This is a genomic window from Fictibacillus tiangongensis, from assembly GCF_048083785.1.
Classification (GTDB): Bacteria; Bacillota; Bacilli; order Bacillales; family Fictibacillaceae; genus Fictibacillus.
In genome coordinates this window covers 613,094-633,145 of the sequence record NZ_CP182294.1, presented here as the reverse complement: position 1 = coordinate 633,145, position 20,052 = coordinate 613,094, and the positions used below count along the sequence as shown (strand labels likewise).

Here is a 20,052-nt window from a genome sequence, read left to right as displayed (position 1 = left end):
ACGGAGAAAGCGTTATGAATCAAAAGCTTGGCCTTCTAACAGTGCTCTTACTGCTCGGTATCGTGTTCTTATCATTTATAGGTTTAAGAACGGAACACGAAAACTATATTCCTTTTCAAAAAGCAATTTCTTCCCTTGCTCAAGTAGAAAATTTGAAATTAGATGAAAACAGTCGACTTTTTGACCACAACGGTAATCTTCTTTATGAGTTCAAGAGTAATGAGAGCCGTGTTTACCTGGACTACAACAAAATACCTGAACCTGTGCGTCAAGCTTTTATCGCTACAGAAGATCAAGGATTCAACCAGCATCATGGAATCGATGGAAAAGCGATCGCGCGGGCTTTTATTACGAATTCATCAGCAGGCTCTGTTCAGCAAGGCGGCAGTACGATCACACAGCAGCTGTCACGCAATCTATTTCTAACACATGAACGTACATATGACCGAAAACTAAAAGAGTTGCTAATCTCATATCGAATTGAGCAGCAGTTATCAAAAGAAAGAATCTTAGAGCTATACATCAATTCGATCTATTTTCAAAATGGTGTGTATGGAATTGAAAAAGCTAGCCGGTATTACTTCAGCAAACCGGTCGGTGAGCTTTCGTTAGCTGAAACAGCACTTCTAGCGGCTATTCCAAACAACCCAAAGCTGTACGATCCGCTCACTAACTTTGAGAACACGAAGAAACGGCAAAAGTGGATTTTATTGAAGATGAAAGAGCAAGGATACATTAACGAAGCCACTTATGAAGCATCACTTAGTCAACACATTAAATTAAAGGTTTCAAAGCCTGCCGTTTCGTATCCTGAAATTGTGAGTTATGTAAAAGAAGAACTTTTGAGCTTACTAGCTACCTCTCCCAGCCACAAGAATCTGACGGCAGAAGAACTAGTGATAGAGCGAGATTTACTTTTAAAGAGCGGTGTTGTGATTGAAACTTCATTAGATCCTCGGCTGCAAGAAGAAGCAGTGCGTGCTGTGAATAACCGCTTGCCCTATAACGATGTGGAAGCATCTGTCGTTGTTGTTGATCATGTTTCAAAACAGATCGTTTCTATAGTTGGCGGAAAGAATGTTGGTTTAGAAGAATTCAACCGTGCTTATCAAGCGAAAAGACAGCCGGGTTCTACAATAAAGCCGCTTCTCGTCTATGCTCCTTATGTTGATGTGTACGATGCAAAATCACAATCGCTCATTTCTGCAGCACGTATGTGTGAAGGCAACTATTGCCCTAACAATTATGGAGGAGCTTCTTACGGTACAGTCTCCTTAAAAAAAGCGATGGCGAGTTCCATCAACACCGCGGCTGTTAGAGTACTAAGTAAAACAGGCGTGAATAAGGCGTTTTCTTATTTGCAGCCCTTCAGATTTTCTTCTGTAACGCGAGAAGATCATCAGCTGGCAAGTGCGCTCGGCGGATTCTCAAAAGGCTTTTCGCCTCTTGAACTGACCAGTGCGTATACTGCATTTAGTTCTGGTGGAACATTTGTAAAACCTAGGTTGATAACTTCTGTAAAAGATAAGTATGGTAAGCTGTTATATGCTTGGAAAGAGAAGCCCGTTTCAGTATGGAGTGAGAAAACAAATAGCGTGATGCGCGAGATGCTTGAAACAGTAACGATTTCAGGAACTGCAAGAGATGCTCGTTTTGCGGGGTCCTCCTACATTGGGGGTAAGACTGGAACAACGAACGATGTGCGGGATCTTTGGTTTATCGGACTGACTGATCGTTATACGGCAGGCGTTTGGGTGGGACGTGATACACCGAGCAGTCTTCGATCTATTGAGAGCGCGTCTCCCGAAGTGATGATCTGGCGAGATATTATGAAAAAAGCTTATCAAAATTGAGAAAAAACCCTGTCGCGACAAGAGTCACAGGGTTTTTGGCTGGTTCTTAGGTTCCGTGAAGCTAACAACAAGAAGTATATTCATGATAATACGGCGAGATTCATAAAAAATACGGCGGGTTTTTCATATATTACGGCGTAAATAGCCCTCAATACGGCGAGTTTTTAACAAATATCGGCGAGATTACAATATTCGACAACTCTTACCCAACTTCCTACGTAATAGCTGCCAAAAACGCATTATACAAACGCATCACTGTATAGACCACAAGCAGACCGAAACCTGACCAAAAGAATAAGTGCAGAAATACCATTCCCATGATCCCTATGGTTGATAAACTGTAGCTGATCCGCAATAAGAATTGAAAAAAATAAAAAAGAGATGCAACAATAAAGACAATACCTATCAGCAGCACGGAATGGTTCAGCGCGATCGCAAGCATACCGCCTATAAAAAAGTACCAGCTCCCGCCTTTTCCTTGCTGAAGGAGATTTCCCTCTGTATCTTTTGAGAAAAAAAACAGGCCAAGGTGCGTTAGCGTGTCAGACAGTAGCTTAAGAGCTGCAAACATCATAAAGAACAGCAGAAACAAACAAAAGCCGATCGATAAATGAATTACATGATCTTCAAATAATTCTTGCATCCCTTGATACACACCAAAGTAGGTAAGCTTCTTGATTAAGAGTCTTTCAAAATAAATGGCAAACCCCGAACTGAACAGAATTATAGAAAACAAGGGAAGATACCCTGTCATATATACGTTTTTCTTCATTTATGCTTGCACGAATCCCCTCGAATTGTTAAATTTCAGCAGAAATACATTCCCATGAAAACCGTTTTCATTTATAATGAGAAAAGATACTGGAAAGAATAATACTACTTTCAAAGGAGGAGTTCAAATGGATTTTATCCTCATCCTACTCGTGATGCTCGCCTTCCTGACTGCCATCTTTACAGCAGGCTATAACGATCGTCCTGGAAAAAACTAATCCATATACATATGGAAGTAAAAACGTCCTTTCAATCAGGACGTTTTTTTATGCTCTCAAAGATATTGTGTTTGTTCATCATTGACAAGTTGATTGGAGTGTAAGGTGGGAGACTCCTGTGGGACCGGCCGGCAGTGCGAAAAGTGGAAGTGGCTTGTTCAGCCCCGACAAGCAAAAGGTGAATGAGCAAGGAAGGCGCACTTTGCCTTCTGGATCATTTAGCTTTTGACCTCGAGGGGCTAGCCACTGCAACTAGAAAGGTGAGACACTTATACGTGAAACGTACGAATGTGGCTCGCCGCCTGCCCCGCGGAAAGCGAGCACCTGTAACGGAAATCAACCACTTACAGTACGAAAACAGCTTATTTCAACTCTCCAAAACTTTGTTGACGCAATGCTTCATAGATTAAGATCGCAGCCGTATTCGATAGGTTCAATGAACGAATGTGTTCATTCATCGGAATACGCAGGCATCTCTCCATGTTTGCATCGATCACTTCACGCGGAAGTCCCTTCGTTTCTTTTCCAAAAACAAAGAAAACATCTTTCTCTGAATCAGAGTAATCAAAATTGGAGTACGTCTGTTCACCGAATTTGGTGATATAGTAAAACTCCCCGTCTGGGTATTCATTATAAAAAGCATCCAACGAATCATGATGAGACAATTTTACATGCTCCCAATAATCAAGGCCAGCACGCTTTAAGTATTTGTCTTCTAATGAGAATCCAAGTGGATGAATAAGATGCAGATGTGCACCTGTTCCGGCACAAGTTCGTGCGATGTTTCCTGTGTTCGCAGGAATTAACGGTTCGAATAAAACAACATGTATAGCCAAAAAGCTCACCTCAAAAACAATATTCCAACAAGTACTTATTATAGCACTTTTTTTGGAATATCACTCTCTGAAGGCAAGCTTCTTCTTAAAGAATATGAAAAAATTTATATTGAATGCGCTTCGTGTACGCCGTTGAATCTTCATAGCCCCAATATCTCATTCTACTGTTTGTTGTATGGGCATTTACGAGTGGTTCTCCCGAAGGATCCTTTGCGACCACAATCGTCGTATGCTGATAATGGCCATCTCCATCAAAGTCATAACAGATCACGTCTCCCGGCAAAAGCAGATGCGCTGCTGATTTTTCTTGAGCCTGAAGCGTCGATTTTGAGCCGCTCAAATACCACCTCATCGCATTGGCTACTGACCAGCTATAGCTCCAAGAATTATTTCGCATCCACCACCCTTTCGACTTAATCGATTGAGAAGTCATCGGAATACCGCCTGCATGTAGACTTTGAGAAATATAATTCGTGCAATCATTCTCAAAAGATTTATAGGCAGGATTAAACGTATTCCACCATCTCTCTGCATAGCGTACAGCAGCAAGCCGATCATAACCGCCTTTCGTCGGTGCGATCGATTCGTTCTCCCGCTCGATCTTCGGAAGCTCTCTATAGTTTCCTTCCACATTCACAGGTTCATCGCTCTTCATATCACCATCTTGAAACGTTGCTCGTCGCTCTTGAGAGATCTCTTCTACATAGAAATCAAATCCGTGTTTGATCAAGAAGCTGTAATGGACCAGATAATCTACCTGAACTTTATCCTCAGACTCAGTCGTCCGTAAGACGCTTCCGTTCGTTTGATTGTTCACGATAAACGCATTTCTATCTGTATACATTTGTTTTTTTCGAATGAAGCTCTCTTGTTCTTCTCGTAGAAAGTAACCTCTTCCGTCTGCATCTGCATGTATCATCCATTGAGATTGGTTTTGGATATAAGCTTTAAGTGTTTCCATCCACATCAGACATCCCTCCTGCTTCTACTAACATATGAGTGGGATATCAAAAAAAAGAACCCTTTAAGGGCTCTCTAGGATGTCTTCTTGCAGCTATTCTGTTCGATCGATAACAATATTTCTTTTTTATCTAATCCCCCGCCATAGCCTACAAGTGCTCCATTACTTCCAATCACTCGGTGACATGGAATGAAAACAGGTACGGGATTTTGGTTGTTCGCACTGCCTACAGCTCGAACAGCCTTTGGTGCACCAATGCCTTGAGCCACTTCCTTATATGAACAAGTTACGCCATAAGGAATACTCGTAAGCTGGTTCCATACCTTTTTTTGAAAAGCGGTACCAAATAAATCATAGATCACACTAAATTCATGCAGGTTCCCTGCAAAATAAGCGTGTAGTTGTTGAACGGCATCGTCCAATCGTTCTGGAGAGTGTATAAGCTCTCCCTTAATAAAATGTTTCGCCATCCATGAACGTAAAGTTGGAAGGTTATCCTCCATTGAACCAAAATCGAGACGGCAGATTCCGTTCTCCGTTGCAATGATTGTTAACGGTCCGATTACGCTTTCCATTTCTTCGTAATAGAGTAACGTTTTAATCTGACACATAATTATCCCTTCTTTTCATTACTTGACCTTACTATATCGGACACTCCAAACATATGCGATTACGAAATTTCTTGATTTCGAACCATTTTCAGTCCCTTTTCAATCTCTAGCGTGACCAAATCGTCTTTTTCACTCTCTTTTGCAGTTAATAGTTCTAATTCCGCATTTTCTCCGCCAATCTTACCAATGGCCCATGCCGCAGTCCCTCTTATTACGGGGCGTGGGTCATGATGGAGTAACGTTAATAAATCTGGAATGGCTGTTTCATCTTTAAAATGAGCTAAAGCGATAATCGCATTTCGTTGAATAGGTTTCTTTCCTCTCCAACTGCCTGAAATGTATCCGAATTTTTCTTTAAACTCTCTATTGCTTATAGACAACAACGGCTTTAAAAGAGGCTTCACAATCTCTGGATCAGGCTCCATTTCCATATGATGATGAAAATCTTTCCCCTTATTTTCAGGGCATACGGTCTGACACGTATCACACCCATATAAACGGTTACCGAGCTTATCTCTATATTGATCAGGCAGAAATCCTTTCGTTTGCGTTAAAAAGGCGATACACTTTGACGAATCAAGCTGTCCTCCTTGTACAAGAGCATTAGTCGGACATGCATCGACACATTTGTTGCACGAACCGCACTGATCTTCCATTGGTGTGTCTGCAGGAAACGCAATGTTTGTAATCATTTCTCCGAGATACATATAAGAACCAAACTCAGGTGACATGATCGCACAGTTCTTGGCACTCCATCCGATCCCGGCTCTTTCAGCAACAGCCCGATCCGATAGTTCACCTGTATCTACCATTGATTTCACAGCGGCACCTGGAACTTTTTCTATAATAAAAGCTTCCAGTAATGACAGCTTTTCTCTTAATATATGGTGGTAGTCTTTACCCCATGATGCTCTGCAAAAAATTCCTCTGCGCTCTCCTCGAACACTTCTTGGAGCATCTTTCATCTTGGAGGGATATGCAAGAGCGATCGAAATGATACTGGAAGCACCGGACAGAAGCCGGTCGGGCTCTGTACGCTTTTCTATATCACTTTCTTCGAATCCTGATTGATAGTTAAGGTCTTGTTGTAATCGGAGACGTTCTTTGAGCTCGGCAAATACATCAGCATGTGCAAAACCAATTTTGTCGATTCCGATTTCTTTACTATATGCAACGATCTCTTCCTTCAACTGGGCACTTGTCACGCATATCCCTCCTTTACATTTATTTTCCACAATTATGATAAACTACAATTACTTAAATAAGAAACGGGGTTACATAATGATCACAATTAATCCTAAACTAAACGAACTTGTCCCAAACTTTAAAATAGGCACAATTACATACCATGATATCGCGATTAGCGAATCACCGCAAATGATTAAAGGCAGGTTCCAGCTATTTACAGAATCCATGCGACTTGAAGAAAAAAATGCGGCCGATTACCCTGGTGTTGCAGAATATCGAAAAGTGTTCAAGTCTCTTGGAATGGATCCTTCCCGCTATCGTCCCGCTTCAGAAGCATTGTTGCGACGGGTGTTAAGCGGCAAGGACTTACCTCCTATCAATTCTGGCGTCGATGTAAACAACTTCTTCTCTATTCGATTTGCAATTCCGATCGGTCTTTACAACCTAGATAAGATTGAAGGTGATGTTGAGATTGATCTTGGTAGCGCTGAAGATATATATGAAGGATTAAACGGACGTGAGATGAATATGGAAGGCAAATTACTGTCTAGAGACGATGTTGGTGCCTTTGGCAGCCCAATCGTTGACTCTAAGCGCACAATGGTGGATGAGAGTGTTAAGAATGCACTGCATATCGTGTATCTGCAGCCATCTATGGATATGAATGAGGCTCATGAGCTGTTAGAATCTATGGCTAAGATGTTTACTCAAGTGAATGGTGGGAGTGCTGAGATCAGCATTCTATAACGGAGTTTTTACAGTGAACGGCTCTAGTTGTTATCTTTGGAGCTGTTGGATACAGTCCATTCGTGTTGGAATTTGTCGACTCGCCGATATACGATGAAAACTCGCCGAATTAATGGAGAAACTCGCCGTATTATCATTGAATCTCGCCGTATTATTCCTCAAACTCGCCGTATTCCTTGCTCGCATCATCAAAATACAAAAAAATGCAGGGCTTCATTGGATCAACGAAGCCCTGCATTAAAACCTACAACTAACTTGTTCTATATATAAGCAGCATGTAGGACATTTATGACAAGTTCTCAAAACATTTTTTCAAATTTAGCTATCAACCTTCATACTTTATTCTACTAACGTATATTTTACGGACAATGTTGCTTCAATCTCGTCACCTTCATCCAATTCAAATACGTATTCAGGAAGGAAAAGGTCATCACCTCTTCCTAATATGATATTGACTTTACTGCCTCCGTTCACAAAGTAATTTCCAAATCCGTTCACAGGCTCTACCTTATATCTTCCTGGAGCAATATCTTTACCCGCTATAAATACGCCGGCTACTAGTGTTCGCGGCTCTTTTTTCTTAACAAGAATACCTTTATTTAAAGTATCTAGCTCATTTTGTTTATTGGCGATCTCTCCGCTAAGTTTTTTTAATTCATCCTTCTTTCCTTTTACTTGAACGCCCAACTCATCCAGTTCTTTTTGAATCGCATCTTTTTGGTTGATCATTTCCGAAGCTTCATCAACCTGTATTTGAAGCCCATCCAATTCAGCTTGTTTACTGCTTTCCTCTTCCTCCATCGCTTCAACGTTTTCTTCTATACTTTCTAACTCTTTCTTCCATTCGTTAATCTCACCATCAATTTCCTCTGCCACAACCTTTTTATCTTTAAGAAGTACTGAAGCTTTGTTGTAACCTATTGCATGTGCCGATAAAGCGCTAATCGCCACTAATACTAGCGCGATTAAGCTTAAGTAAATCCACTTTTTCTTAAACATCGATAACTCCCACTTCATAAAAACTCCCCCTTATGATGGTATATGTACGTCTTTTGAACTATTTTATTTTCCTGAAAAAACAATATGCTTTTTCCACCAAAATAAAAACCCCTTAAAAAGGGGCATATTATCCTATCTATAAATATCGAAATAATACAAGGATAGAAAATATAAAAAGAATGATCATGACCAATAACAGTCCAAAAGATTGAAACAGCCTAATCATCAGCCCATTAATCATGTGCATATAGTGAAAAATATCAGCAGAAATGAAGAGGATCGAAACGAAGGAGACAGTAATTAAAATCAGACAGACTGTGGCACGCCGGTCCCTATACATCAGAGAAATAACCTCCTTTACACCTACATATTCAGTGTACAAGAAGAAGATTCAAAAAAAGTTCCCGGCATAAGTGTACCGGGAACTTTTTAATTACACTATGAGATTATTATCAGCCAGCTAAATCTAGATTCTTCGGTTCGCTTTTTGGTTTTGCAAACAGATAGACGGCGATTGACAATAAGCTGAAACTTAATAAATAGATGAACAATACACCCATATTTGAAAAAGCAGAACTTGTGCTATCTAAAGAAATCAATGCTTTAAACCCTGCTATTGAATACGTGAACGGCAAGAATTCACTCAGCGCACGCAAATTCTCTGGCAGCATATCGATCGGCAAGTTAGCACCTGTTGTTGAAAGTTGTAAGATCACTAGAGCGAACGCGATGAATCGTCCGATGTTTCCTAACGATGCAAACAATAAGACAATTCCTGTGAATACTAAACTTACAAAAACCGCAAAAGCTATAAAGCCAAGTGGGTTTCCAGTCTTCACATTTAAGACAAGTAAAACGACCGTTGACAGAAGTAATGCCTGCACAACAGCAAGTGTCCCTAGGTTCATAAATTTAGCACCGAACCAAGAGAAAGCTGAAATTCCTTCTGGCTTCTTAAAGTTGATGAACATCGACATGATTAAGATTCCGACAAACAACGCTAGTGAAAGAACATAAGGAGCTGTTGAATCACGATAGAGTGGATATTTATTTACCGTTTCACTCTTCAACTCAACAGGGGAAGAAAACATGCTTAGATTCTTATCATTGGCCGCTTTAATCGCTCCTGTTTTTTCTGCGCCATCTTTTAGACCTGATGATAACTCGTTACTTCCGTCATTTAGTTTTCCTGCACCGTCATTTAATTTTGTAACACCTTCCGTTAAGTCGCCCCAGCCTTTTTCAACTGTTGCGTTTCCATCACTAACTTGCGACATACCAGCATTGATCTTTGTCGCTCCTGAAGTGAGTTCACGCCAGCCTTTTTCGACTGAAGAGTTACCCGCCGATACTTGAGTTGCCCCATCATTAAGCTGTGATGCTCCATTCGTAAGAGATGTCCAACCCGTATTGACCGATTGGTTTCCTGCAGCAATCTGAGATGTTCCTGCATGCAGCTCTCCTACCTTACCTACCATCGTGTTCCAGCCACTCTCAATAGACGCGGTCCCTTGTTGAAGCAAAGGTACCTTTTGGCTTAATGTAGCAACACCGTTATCCACTGACGTTTGGCCAGCTACAAGCTGGTTTACCCCATCAGCGACAGACTTTGGATTAGGCTCAGCATTTGCGGTAAAAGCTCCCGCGATTTTTGCAGCTCCTTGACTTAGTGCCTGGAGCTTTTGTGCTTTTGCAGGATCAGTTGCAGCTGTCGTGATAGCTTGGCTCGTACCATAAATCTTCATAAAAGCAGGATCCTTGGATAGTTCAGGGTGTTGCTCTAAGTATGCCTTTAGGTCACTTGATAACACTTGCAGCCCCTTACCTAGGTTTGCAGACTCATCTGCCACTTGAGCAACGCCTTGAGAGATCTGCTGTGTTCCAGGAGCGATTTCATTCTTTATCGCACTTTGAACACCTTTTAGTCCTGTTAAGATTCCCGTTGTTCCTGCTTTTAGTTGCGGTATGCTGTCTCCAAGTTGTCTCGCACCTGCCGCTAAATCTTTAACTCCTGATTGTTTATCTTTTAAATTTTGTAATAAAAGTCCAGTTCCTTCATTCGCTGCAGCTGAACCTGCAGCGAGCTTCGAAATATCACCCGACTTAGATTGAAGGGACGAAAGCAATTCCTTCGTACCAGCACTTAGTTGCGATGAACCGTTTGCCAGTTTACTAATATCCGGTTGTTTTGCTGAAAGAGAGCTTGCCATTTGTCCGACACCATTTTGAAGTTCTTTTGCCCCACTCGCCAGCTTTGAAATGTCAGCCGCTTTATTTGTAAGCGATTGCAAAAGTGTGTTTGTTCCATCACGAAGATCTGTCATCCCCGTATTTAATTTTGCAGATCCATCTGCAGCTGATTGAAATCCTTCAGATACATCACCGAGGCTGGCAAACATATTGTTCGCATACTTCTCAGTAATCTTATCTCCTAGTTTTTCTCTTAGCTTTTCGGTCGCACTTCTTGTCACTTGAGCTGCCATGAAGTTTAATCCTTCATTTTGAATATACGTAAGTTGAAGTTTCTCTGGATTATCACTTAAAACGGTTGTTACCCTTTGTGAGAAATCCACCGGAATCTCGATAACCATGTAATATTTCAGACTATCGAGGCCTTCTTTGGCCTCCTCAGCACTTACAAATTCCCAACCGAGATCTTTTCCTTTCTTTAAGTCTGCGACCAGATCCTTTCCTACATTGATCGGTTCATCGTCCGATAATGCACCCTTGTCCTTGTTGACTACCGCAACAGGCAAGTTTGATAAGTTGTCATACGGTCCCCATTTTGGTGATAGAAGTATACCACCATAGACGACCGGTACGAGCAACGCGGTAATGACTGAGATCAGCAGACCCTTTTTACCTGCCAACTTCGCCATCTCTGCCATAAACAAACGAAAAGCGTTCATCCCTTTACCCCCGTTCTCCCCAAAAATAAATACATTCTGTAAAAATGAATAGGTATTCACTTCTACTAGAATGTATTATTCGGAAGAGTAGGGAATAAATCCTTCTTATTTATCAGAAAATTGTAAAATATTAAATAATAATAAGGTAGTAAGTCCTGTTATAATATAGGATTGGGTTTCGAATTGTGAATCACGCTTTTACCAAAGGCTCCAATAGTCCCATCTCTAAACAGGCGCTGACTGATAATTTCTTTTCCTTTGATTGAAATTTTAAAGTAATAAATTCTCCGCTGATCTCAATAATTTCTCCTGTTCCAAACACACGATGAGTAACAGCTAGACCAACATGTAGTTCTTCTTCCTTTTTGATGCTATTCGGATTGTAAGGAACTCCATTTATCTTCTTTACATTCTTGTTTACTGCTGGTTCAGATTTCATCATTCTTGTCGGATCTAATATATTTTTGACATCCGAAACAAACACAGATTCCTCGACTTTTTTCCCATCTCGATAAGGATACGTCACTAGGGTTAATTGTCTCTTGGCACGCGTCATCCCTACATAAAATAAACGAGCTGCTTCTTCTAACAATGAATGATCAGTACGATCATCTTTAGATGGTATGATTCCATCCACTACATCAATCATATATACCCTCTCAAATTCGAGCCCTTTGGCACTATGAAAGGTAGAAAGTGTTATGGCTTCATGCCCCTTCTTCTTTTTTGCTGTCTTCAAAACAACTTCAAGATGCTTTAATCGTTTTGCAAACTCCTCAAGTCTTTTAAGATCTGTTGCTATTTCTTCTAGTGTGTTTAAGATGCCCACTAAATAATCCATTCGAAAACCAAGGCTCTTACTGATCTTTTCTATGGCCTTATCGTATCCTAAACTATCTCTGATCACCCGTATGGCTTGAAGAGGCTTCATATCTTTCATTTCTTTGAACGTCTCTTTACTTGTCTTTAGAAGTTTAACTTGATACTCCTGTAATTTTACATGTTTCAGCAGATTATCAAACACAGAATCATTATTGTTCAATTGTTTTAAAGCTTGCATCTGTTGCTTTGTAATATACCCGTTGAATTTCAAATGAATTTTTTCTAGGATGTCTGGCCTCTTATCGGTAAAGGCCATGCGCATAAAATTCAATATATCTTGAACTACCCAATGTGAAAAGAAACGATTATCAGCATCTTTCATATAAAAAGGAATTCCAGCACGATCAAAATCATTCATCAAACCAATGGATGACGAATTATTGCGATATAAGATCGCAATTTCTTTTAGATGAACGGTGTCATTTAATTCATGAACCAAGTACTTTGATTGTTCCTTAAAATTCACGAGATGTTTCACGTCAATTGGTTGATGCGAAGGATTTTGAGTGAACATATTTTTTTCATATCTGTTTTTATTTCTTTTAATAAACGAATTAGCAACGTTAACAATATCCTCAGATGAGCGATAGTTCTGCTCCATAAACATAATAGAAGCATCACTGTACTTTTCCTTAAATTTAAGTAAATAGGAAGGCTCAGCACCTCTCCAGCTATAGATCGATTGGTCATCATCAGCCACAACACATAAATTTCTATGAGTAGATACCATTTTTTCTATAATGGAATGCTGCACTAGCGATGTATCTTGACTTTCATCTGTTAAAAAGTAATCGTATCTGTTTTGATAATGACGTAACACCTGTGCATCCTTTTCTAATACATCATTTCCGATCGTGAGCATATCATCAAAATCTAACAATACATGATGCGAATCAGAACGTTTGAGTTCCTCATATTGTTTAAATATTTCTTCAGCCTGTGGAACGTCACAAGAAACTGCAGACCAACGTTCGATAGGTATCATCTTATTTTTAATGTAACTAATATAAGTGGCGAGCTCCTCCATTTGATCCTCAGTTATGTTTTCCCCAACAACAGACTTAAATAAATGCCTCAGCATAAGTTTTTTGTTGTATTGAAAGTTCCCTGCCGATCCTGCTTTTTCATCTAAATCGTGATCACCTTCTATAATTGTAAAAGGGATTCCCAATTTTCTATAATGATTCCTGACTACTTCAAAAGCAAAGCTATGAATGGTCGAAAAATCCACGACAGGAAGTTCAGGATAAAATCTCGTGAAACGCTCTTTCATATCATTAGCTGACGCCTTACTAAAGGTAACAGCCTTTATCCGAGACGGATGAATCCCTTTTTCCATTATCAAGTAACCGATTCTTAGAATGATTGTGGTCGTTTTCCCAGAACCAGGTGAAGCTAGTAATAGAAGCGGCCCTTCTGTCTTCACAACTGCTTTCTTTTGAACATCATTTAAAGTGATGCCTAGATCATTTTTCATTTTAGTGAAGAAATCTCCCATGAGTCAGTACCCTTTCGTAACCTGATATGAATAAGTATAAAGTTCAAAGCAAATAAAAAAACTCCCCACAAAGGTGAGAAGTTTTAAGTTTAAATGTTAAGTTAAGTAAAATGGTACCGGTGGTCGGGGTCGAACCGACACTCCAGAAGGAACACGATTTTGAGTCGTGCGCGTCTGCCAATTCCGCCACACCGGCATTTGAATCTTTTTGAATTGGAATTTATGGAGGCGGCACCCGGATTCGAACCGGGGGATAAGGGTTTTGCAGACCCGTGCCTTACCACTTGGCTATGCCGCCAGAAAACAAAAATGGAGCGGAAGACGGGATTCGAACCCGCGACCCCAACCTTGGCAAGGTTGTATTCTACCACTGAACTACTTCCGCAAACATTTAATTAACTTATAATATGTTTGTTAAAATCATCTTATGTTATAAAAATAAAAATGGCTGGGCTAGCTGGATTCGAACCAACGCATGTCGCAGTCAAAGTGCGATGCCTTACCGCTTGGCTATAGCCCAAAATTCAAATGGGGCGGACGAGGGGAATCGAACCCCCGAATGTCGGAACCACAATCCGATGCGTTAACCACTTCGCCACGACCGCCACAGTATTAAAATTGGCAGGGGCAGTAGGAATCGAACCCACACCAAAGGTTTTGGAGACCTTCGTTCTACCTTTAAACTATGCCCCTATATAAGGAATAAAAGATGGTGGAGGGGGACGGATTCGAACCGCCGAACCCGGAGGGAGCGGATTTACAGTCCGCCGCGTTTAGCCACTTCGCTACCCCTCCACGAATGAAGACAGGTTTTATTATAAAACATAATCACCCTGTTTTTCAATAAGTTTTTTGTTCCAATTCAGGATGAAAAAACTGGTGCCGGCTAGAGGACTTGAACCCCCAACCTACTGATTACAAGTCAGTTGCTCTACCAATTGAGCTAAACCGGCAAAAAAAATGGTGGCTCGAGACGGAATCGAACCGCCGACACGAGGATTTTCAGTCCTCTGCTCTACCGACTGAGCTATCGAGCCAAGAAAAAATCTTGGTGTTGTAAAGCCACCGTTTAAATAAAAAATGGCGGACCCGACCGGGGTCGAACCGGCGATCTCCTGCGTGACAGGCAGGCATGTTAACCACTACACCACGAGTCCATTACATGAAATAAAATTGGTTGCGGGGACAGGATTTGAACCTGCGACCTTCGGGTTATGAGCCCGACGAGCTACCAGACTGCTCCACCCCGCGATGATATAAATATGTTATAAAAGTTTATGGTGGAGGATGACGGGTTCGAACCGCCGACCCCCTGCTTGTAAGGCAGGTGCTCTCCCAGCTGAGCTAATCCTCCATATTAAAAATCGTTATGTATAAGTGGTGACCCGTACGGGATTCGAACCCGTGTTACCGCCGTGAAAGGGCGGTGTCTTAACCGCTTGACCAACGGGCCAGATTTTTGAGCTTAGAGAGTATGTATCTGGCGGAGAGCAAGGGATTCGAACCCTTGATACGGGGTTGACCGTATACACGATTTCCAATCGTGCTCCTTCGACCTCTCGGACAGCTCTCCAATATGGCTCCACAGGTAGGACTCGAACCTACGACCGATCGGTTAACAGCCGATAGCTCTACCACTGAGCTACTGTGGAATATGTATTGGCTCAGCGACGTCCTACTCTAACAGGGGGAAACCCCCAACTACCATCGGCGCTAAAGAGCTTAACTTCCGTGTTCGGTATGGGAACGGGTGTGACCTCTTTGCCATCATCACTGAACCAAATTATATTGAGAGATGTTCTCTCAAAACTAGATACGACGTTTCCAAACGTTATGCATTTTAAGGATAAGCCCTCGACCGATTAGTATCTGTCAGCTCCACGTGTCACCACGCTTCCACACCAGACCTATCAACCTCATCATCTCTAAGGGGTCTTACTCACTTGCGTGATGGGAAATCTCATCTTGAGGGGGGCTTCATGCTTAGATGCTTTCAGCACTTATCCCGTCCACACGTAGCTACCCAGCTATGCCCCTGGCGGAACAACTGGTACACCAGCGGTGTGTCCATCCCGGTCCTCTCGTACTAAGGACAGCTCCTCTCAAATTTCCTGCGCCCGCGACGGATAGGGACCGAACTGTCTCACGACGTTCTGAACCCAGCTCGCGTACCGCTTTAATGGGCGAACAGCCCAACCCTTGGGACCTACTTCAGCCCCAGGATGCGATGAGCCGACATCGAGGTGCCAAACCTCCCCGTCGATGTGGACTCTTGGGGGAGATAAGCCTGTTATCCCCAGGGTAGCTTTTATCCGTTGAGCGATGGCCCTTCCATGCGGAACCACCGGATCACTAAGCCCGACTTTCGTCCCTGCTCGACTTGTAGGTCTCGCAGTCAAGCTCCCTTGTGCCTTTACACTCTGCGAATGATTTCCAACCATTCTGAGGGAACCTTTGGGCGCCTCCGTTACTGTTTAGGAGGCGACCGCCCCAGTCAAACTGCCCACCTGACACTGTCTCCGAACCGGATTACGGTCCAAGGTTAGAATTTCAATACAGCCAGGGTAGTATCCCACCGACGCCTCCACCGAAGCTGGCGCTCCGGCTTCTCAGGCTCCTACCTATCCTGTACAAGCTGTACCAAAATCCAATATCAAGTTGCAGTAAAGCTCCATGGGGTCTTTCCGTCCTGTCGCGGGTAACCTGCATCTTCACAGGTACTATAATTTCACCGGGTCTCTCGTTGAGACAGTATCCAAGTCGTTACACCTTTCGTGCGGGTCGGAACTTACCCGACAAGGAATTTCGCTACCTTAGGACCGTTATAGTTACGGCCGCCGTTTACTGGGGCTTCAATTCAGAGCTTCTCCGTAAGGATAACCCCTCCTCTTAACCTTCCAGCACCGGGCAGGTGTCAGCCCCTATACTTCACCTTGCGGTTTCGCAGAGACCTGTGTTTTTGCTAAACAGTCGCTTGGATCTATTCACTGCGGCTCTCTCGGGCGATAAACCCTATCAGAGCACCCCTTCTCCCGAAGTTACGGGGTCATTTTGCCGAGTTCCTTAACGAGAGTTCTCCCGATCATCTTAGGATTCTCTCCTCGCCTACCTGTGTCGGTTTGCGGTACGGGCACCTCTTTCCTCACTAGAGGCTTTTCTTGGCAGTGTAGGATCAGGGACTTCGGTACTGAAATTTCCCTCGCCATCACAGCTCAGCCTTCACGTTGGGCGGATTTGCCTACCCAACAGCCTAACTGCTTAGACGCACTATTCCATCAGTGCGCTCACCCTACCTTACTGCGTCCCCCCATTGTTCAAACGGAAAGGAGGTGGTACAGGAATATCAACCTGTTATCCATCGCCTACGCTTTTCAGCCTCGGCTTAGGCCCCGACTAACCCTGAGCGGACGAGCCTTCCTCAGGAAACCTTAGGCTTTCGATGGACAAGATTCTCACTTGTCTTTCGCTACTCATACCGGCATTCTCACTTCAAAGCGCTCCACCAGTCCTTCCGGTCTGACTTCGCTGCACTTCGAACGCTCCCCTACCCCTGTACCATACGGTACAAGCCATAGCTTCGGTGATACGTTTAGCCCCGTTACATTTTCGGCGCAGAGTCACTCGACCAGTGAGCTATTACGCACTCTTTAAATGGTGGCTGCTTCTAAGCCAACATCCTGGTTGTCTGGGCAACTCCACATCCTTTGCCACTTAACGTATACTTTGGGACCTTAGCTGATGGTCTGGGCTGTTTCCCTTTTGACTACGGATCTTATCACTCGCAGTCTGACTCCCGCGGATAATTCTCTGGCATTCGGAGTTTGACTGAATTCGGTAACCCTGTGGGGGCCCCTAGTCCAATCAGTGCTCTACCTCCAGGAATCTTGCCGCGAGGCTAGCCCTAAAGCTATTTCGGGGAGAACCAGCTATCTCCGTGTTCGATTGGCATTTCACCCCTACCCACACCTCATCCCCGCACTTTTCAACGTGCGTGGGTTCGGGCCTCCATTCAGTGTTACCTGAACTTCACCCTGGACATGGGTAGATCACACGGTTTCGGGTCTACGACCACGTACTATGTCGCCCTATTCAGACTCGCTTTCGCTGCGGCTCCGTCTTATCAACTTAACCTTGCACGGGATCGTAACTCGCCGGTTCATTCTACAAAAGGCACGCCGTCACCCGTTAATGGGCTCCGACTACTTGTAGGCACACGGTTTCAGGATCTGTTTCACTCCCCTTCCGGGGTGCTTTTCACCTTTCCCTCACGGTACTGGTTCACTATCGGTCACTAGGGAGTATTTAGCCTTGGGAGATGGTCCTCCCGGATTCCGACGGGGTTTCACGTGTCCCGCCGTACTCAGGATCCACTCAGGAGGGAACGAAGTTTCAGCTACAGGGCTGTTACCTTCTTCGGCTGGCCTTTCCAGACCACTTCACCTACTTCGTTCCTTTGTAACTCCGTATAGAGTGTCCTACAACCCCAGAGAGCAAGCTCTCTGGTTTGGGCTGATTCCGTTTCGCTCGCCGCTACTCAGGAAATCGCATTTGCTTTCTCTTCCTCCGGGTACTTAGATGTTTCAGTTCCCCGGGTCTGCCTTCTCATACCCTATGTATTCAGATATGGATACCATCCCATTACGGATGGTGGGTTCCCCCATTCGGAAATCCCCGGATCAATGCTTACTTACAGCTCCCCGAGGCATATCGGTGTTCGTCCCGTCCTTCTTCGGCTCCTAGTGCCAAGGCATCCACCGTGCGCCCTTTCTAGCTTAACCTTATATGATGTTTACACATCAAAGATTCTTGCTTGGCGCAGATTAGATAAATCTATCTGCCTTGCATATTGTTTGGATGTCGATATCTAGTTTTCAAAGAACATGTTTTGAGAGTTAGTTCTCTCAAAACTGAACAAAAGAAGAATAGGTGTACTTACGAAACACTCGAAGTGTTTCATAATCTCCATAGAAAGGAGGTGATCCAGCCGCACCTTCCGATACGGCTACCTTGTTACGACTTCACCCCAATCATCTGTCCCACCTTCGGCGGCTGGCTCCCAAAAGGGTTACCCCACCGACTTCGGGTGTTACAAACTCTCGTGGTGTGACGGGCGGTGTGTACAAGGCCCGGGAACGTATTCACCGCGGCATGCTGATCCGCGATTACTAGCAATTCCGGCTTCATGTAGGCGAGTTGCAGCCTACAATCCGAACTGAGAATGACTTTTTGGGATTGGCTTGGCCTCGCGGCTTCGCAACCCTTTGTATCATCCATTGTAGCACGTGTGTAGCCCAGGTCATAAGGGGCATGATGATTTGACGTCGTCCCCACCTTCCTCCGGTTTGTCACCGGCAGTCACCTTAGAGTGCCCAACTGAATGCTGGCAACTAAGGTCAAGGGTTGCGCTCGTTGCGGGACTTAACCCAACATCTCACGACACGAGCTGACGACAACCATGCACCACCTGTCACTTTGTCCCCCGAAGGGGAAAGCTCTATCTCTAGAGTGGTCAAAGGATGTCAAGACCTGGTAAGGTTCTTCGCGTTGCTTCGAATTAAACCACATGCTCCACTGCTTGTGCGGGCCCCCGTCAATTCCTTTGAGTTTCAACCTTGCGGTCGTACTCCCCAGGCGGAGTGCTTAATGTGTTAACTTCAGCACTGAGGGTGGAACCCCCCAACACCTAGCACTCATCGTTTACGGCGTGGACTACCAGGGTATCTAATCCTGTTTGCTCCCCACGCTTTCGCGCCTCAGCGTCAGTTACAGGCCAAAAAGCCGCCTTCGCCACTGGTGTTCCTCCACATCTCTACGCATTTCACCGCTACACGTGGAATTCCACTTTTCTCTCCTGCACTCAAGTCTCCCAGTTTCCAATGACCCTCCACGGTTGAGCCGTGGGCTTTCACATCAGACTTAAGAGACCGCCTGCGCGCGCTTTACGCCCAATAATTCCGGATAACGCTTGCCACCTACGTATTACCGCGGCTGCTGGCACGTAGTTAGCCGTGGCTTTCTGGTTAGGTACCGTCAAGGTACGAGCAGTTACTCTCGTACTTGTTCTTCTCTAACAACAGAGCTTTACGACCCGAAGGCCTTCATCGCTCACGCGGCGTTGCTCGGTCAGGCTTTCGCCCATTGCCGAAGATTCCCTACTGCTGCCTCCCGTAGGAGTCTGGGCCGTGTCTCAGTCCCAGTGTGGCCGATCACCCTCTCAGGTCGGCTACGCATCGTCGCCTTGGTGAGCCGTTACCTCACCAACTAGCTAATGCGCCGCGGGCTCATCTGTAAGTGTCAGCGAGAGGCCGACTTTCAAAAAGAAGAAATGCTTCTTCTCTTATTATCCGGTATTAGCCCCGGTTTCCCGGAGTTATCCCCGTCTTACAGGCAGATTACCCACGTGTTACTCACCCGTCCGCCGCTAAATCAGAGGAGCAAGCTCCTCATCATTCGCTCGACTTGCATGTATTAGGCACGCCGCCAGCGTTCATCCTGAGCCAGGATCAAACTCTCCATAAAAGTGTTTGTCTTGCTCGATTTTAAAACTGACGGAATTAATTCTTAATTCCTTACCTATTT

General features: G+C 43.9%; 10 protein-coding genes, 15 tRNA genes and 3 rRNA genes. 2 read left to right on the top strand and 26 right to left on the bottom strand.

Going from position 1 to position 20,052, the window contains the following annotated elements:
• Window positions 1–14 precede the first annotated feature (14 nt).
• Window positions 15–1,853: a transglycosylase domain-containing protein gene (locus ACNJYY_RS03580; RefSeq protein WP_416730580.1), complete on the top strand. Its 1,839-nt coding sequence runs from the start codon at window positions 15–17 to the stop codon at window positions 1,851–1,853.
• 214 nt (window positions 1,854–2,067) lie between these two features.
• Here ACNJYY_RS03580 and ACNJYY_RS03575 read toward each other — a convergent pair whose 3' ends face one another.
• From ACNJYY_RS03575 to queG, 5 genes are all read right to left on the bottom strand, one after another.
• Complete coding sequence (locus ACNJYY_RS03575) at window positions 2,068–2,589, bottom strand: DUF5366 family protein (protein WP_416730579.1); 522 nt, start codon at window positions 2,587–2,589, stop codon at window positions 2,068–2,070.
• A gap of 615 nt (window positions 2,590–3,204) precedes the next feature.
• A complete protein-coding gene (trmL, locus tag ACNJYY_RS03570) occupies window positions 3,205–3,678 on the bottom strand; it encodes a tRNA (uridine(34)/cytosine(34)/5-carboxymethylaminomethyluridine(34)-2'-O)-methyltransferase TrmL (RefSeq protein WP_066391226.1) in 474 nt (157 codons plus the stop codon).
• A gap of 85 nt (window positions 3,679–3,763) precedes the next feature.
• Entirely contained in the window at window positions 3,764–4,645 is an 882-nt protein-coding gene (locus ACNJYY_RS03565; protein ID WP_144703119.1) for an amidase domain-containing protein, read from the bottom strand.
• 68 nt (window positions 4,646–4,713) lie between these two features.
• Window positions 4,714–5,250, bottom strand: coding sequence for a methylated-DNA--[protein]-cysteine S-methyltransferase (locus ACNJYY_RS03560; RefSeq protein ID WP_197223178.1), 537 nt, complete (start codon window positions 5,248–5,250; stop codon window positions 4,714–4,716).
• A gap of 59 nt (window positions 5,251–5,309) precedes the next feature.
• Window positions 5,310–6,455 carry a tRNA epoxyqueuosine(34) reductase QueG gene (gene queG / locus ACNJYY_RS03555; RefSeq protein ID WP_416730578.1) on the bottom strand — a complete coding sequence of 382 codons (1,146 nt, stop codon included), beginning with the start codon at window positions 6,453–6,455 and terminating at the stop codon, window positions 5,310–5,312.
• Between the two features lie 76 nt (window positions 6,456–6,531).
• On the opposite strand from queG, the gene ACNJYY_RS03550 reads away from it, so the two are divergent.
• On the top strand, window positions 6,532–7,185 hold the full coding sequence (locus ACNJYY_RS03550) for a B3/4 domain-containing protein (protein WP_416730577.1): 654 nt from the start codon (window positions 6,532–6,534) through the stop codon (window positions 7,183–7,185).
• Window positions 7,186–7,524: 339 nt separating this feature from the next.
• Here the strand turns inward: ACNJYY_RS03550 and ACNJYY_RS03545 are convergent, their stop codons facing one another.
• The 21 genes from ACNJYY_RS03545 to ACNJYY_RS03445 all read right to left on the bottom strand — a co-directional run bounded on the left by ACNJYY_RS03545 (window position 7,525) and on the right by ACNJYY_RS03445 (window position 19,992).
• Window positions 7,525–8,202 carry a hypothetical protein gene (locus ACNJYY_RS03545; RefSeq protein ID WP_416730576.1) on the bottom strand — a complete coding sequence of 226 codons (678 nt, stop codon included), beginning with the start codon at window positions 8,200–8,202 and terminating at the stop codon, window positions 7,525–7,527.
• A gap of 434 nt (window positions 8,203–8,636) precedes the next feature.
• A complete protein-coding gene (locus ACNJYY_RS03540; RefSeq protein WP_416730575.1) occupies window positions 8,637–11,093 on the bottom strand; it encodes a YhgE/Pip family protein in 2,457 nt (818 codons plus the stop codon).
• A 190-nt stretch (window positions 11,094–11,283) separates the two neighbouring features.
• The gene (locus ACNJYY_RS03535; protein ID WP_416730574.1) at window positions 11,284–13,452 is read right to left on the bottom strand and encodes an ATP-dependent helicase; all 2,169 of its coding nucleotides are present in this window, start codon (window positions 13,450–13,452) and stop codon (window positions 11,284–11,286) included.
• A 132-nt stretch (window positions 13,453–13,584) separates the two neighbouring features.
• Window positions 13,585–13,669, bottom strand: a tRNA-Leu gene (locus ACNJYY_RS03530).
• Window positions 13,670–13,696: 27 nt separating this feature from the next.
• Window positions 13,697–13,771 (bottom strand) — tRNA-Cys (locus tag ACNJYY_RS03525).
• Window positions 13,772–13,783: 12 nt separating this feature from the next.
• Window positions 13,784–13,858 (bottom strand) — tRNA-Gly (locus ACNJYY_RS03520).
• Between the two features lie 60 nt (window positions 13,859–13,918).
• Window positions 13,919–13,993, bottom strand: a tRNA-Gln gene (locus tag ACNJYY_RS03515).
• A 9-nt stretch (window positions 13,994–14,002) separates the two neighbouring features.
• Window positions 14,003–14,078: transfer RNA gene (locus tag ACNJYY_RS03510), tRNA-His, on the bottom strand.
• A gap of 14 nt (window positions 14,079–14,092) precedes the next feature.
• Window positions 14,093–14,166, bottom strand: a tRNA-Trp gene (locus tag ACNJYY_RS03505).
• Between the two features lie 17 nt (window positions 14,167–14,183).
• Window positions 14,184–14,268: transfer RNA gene (locus tag ACNJYY_RS03500), tRNA-Tyr, on the bottom strand.
• 82 nt (window positions 14,269–14,350) lie between these two features.
• Window positions 14,351–14,426, bottom strand: a tRNA-Thr gene (locus ACNJYY_RS03495).
• 8 nt (window positions 14,427–14,434) lie between these two features.
• A tRNA-Phe gene (locus ACNJYY_RS03490) sits at window positions 14,435–14,510 on the bottom strand.
• Between the two features lie 44 nt (window positions 14,511–14,554).
• Window positions 14,555–14,630 (bottom strand) — tRNA-Asp (locus ACNJYY_RS03485).
• Between the two features lie 17 nt (window positions 14,631–14,647).
• Window positions 14,648–14,724: transfer RNA gene (locus tag ACNJYY_RS03480), tRNA-Met, on the bottom strand.
• A gap of 27 nt (window positions 14,725–14,751) precedes the next feature.
• Window positions 14,752–14,827, bottom strand: a tRNA-Val gene (locus ACNJYY_RS03475).
• Between the two features lie 24 nt (window positions 14,828–14,851).
• Window positions 14,852–14,926, bottom strand: a tRNA-Glu gene (locus ACNJYY_RS03470).
• A gap of 28 nt (window positions 14,927–14,954) precedes the next feature.
• A tRNA-Ser gene (locus ACNJYY_RS03465) sits at window positions 14,955–15,046 on the bottom strand.
• A 4-nt stretch (window positions 15,047–15,050) separates the two neighbouring features.
• Window positions 15,051–15,125 (bottom strand) — tRNA-Asn (locus ACNJYY_RS03460).
• Between the two features lie 10 nt (window positions 15,126–15,135).
• Window positions 15,136–15,251: ribosomal RNA gene (gene rrf, locus ACNJYY_RS03455) — 5S ribosomal RNA — on the bottom strand.
• A 64-nt stretch (window positions 15,252–15,315) separates the two neighbouring features.
• Window positions 15,316–18,251, bottom strand: a 23S ribosomal RNA gene (locus ACNJYY_RS03450).
• Between the two features lie 190 nt (window positions 18,252–18,441).
• A 16S ribosomal RNA gene (locus ACNJYY_RS03445) occupies window positions 18,442–19,992 on the bottom strand.
• The 16S, 23S and 5S rRNA genes sit together here with 15 tRNA genes alongside, the layout of an rRNA operon.
• Window positions 19,993–20,052: the final 60 nt, after the last annotated feature.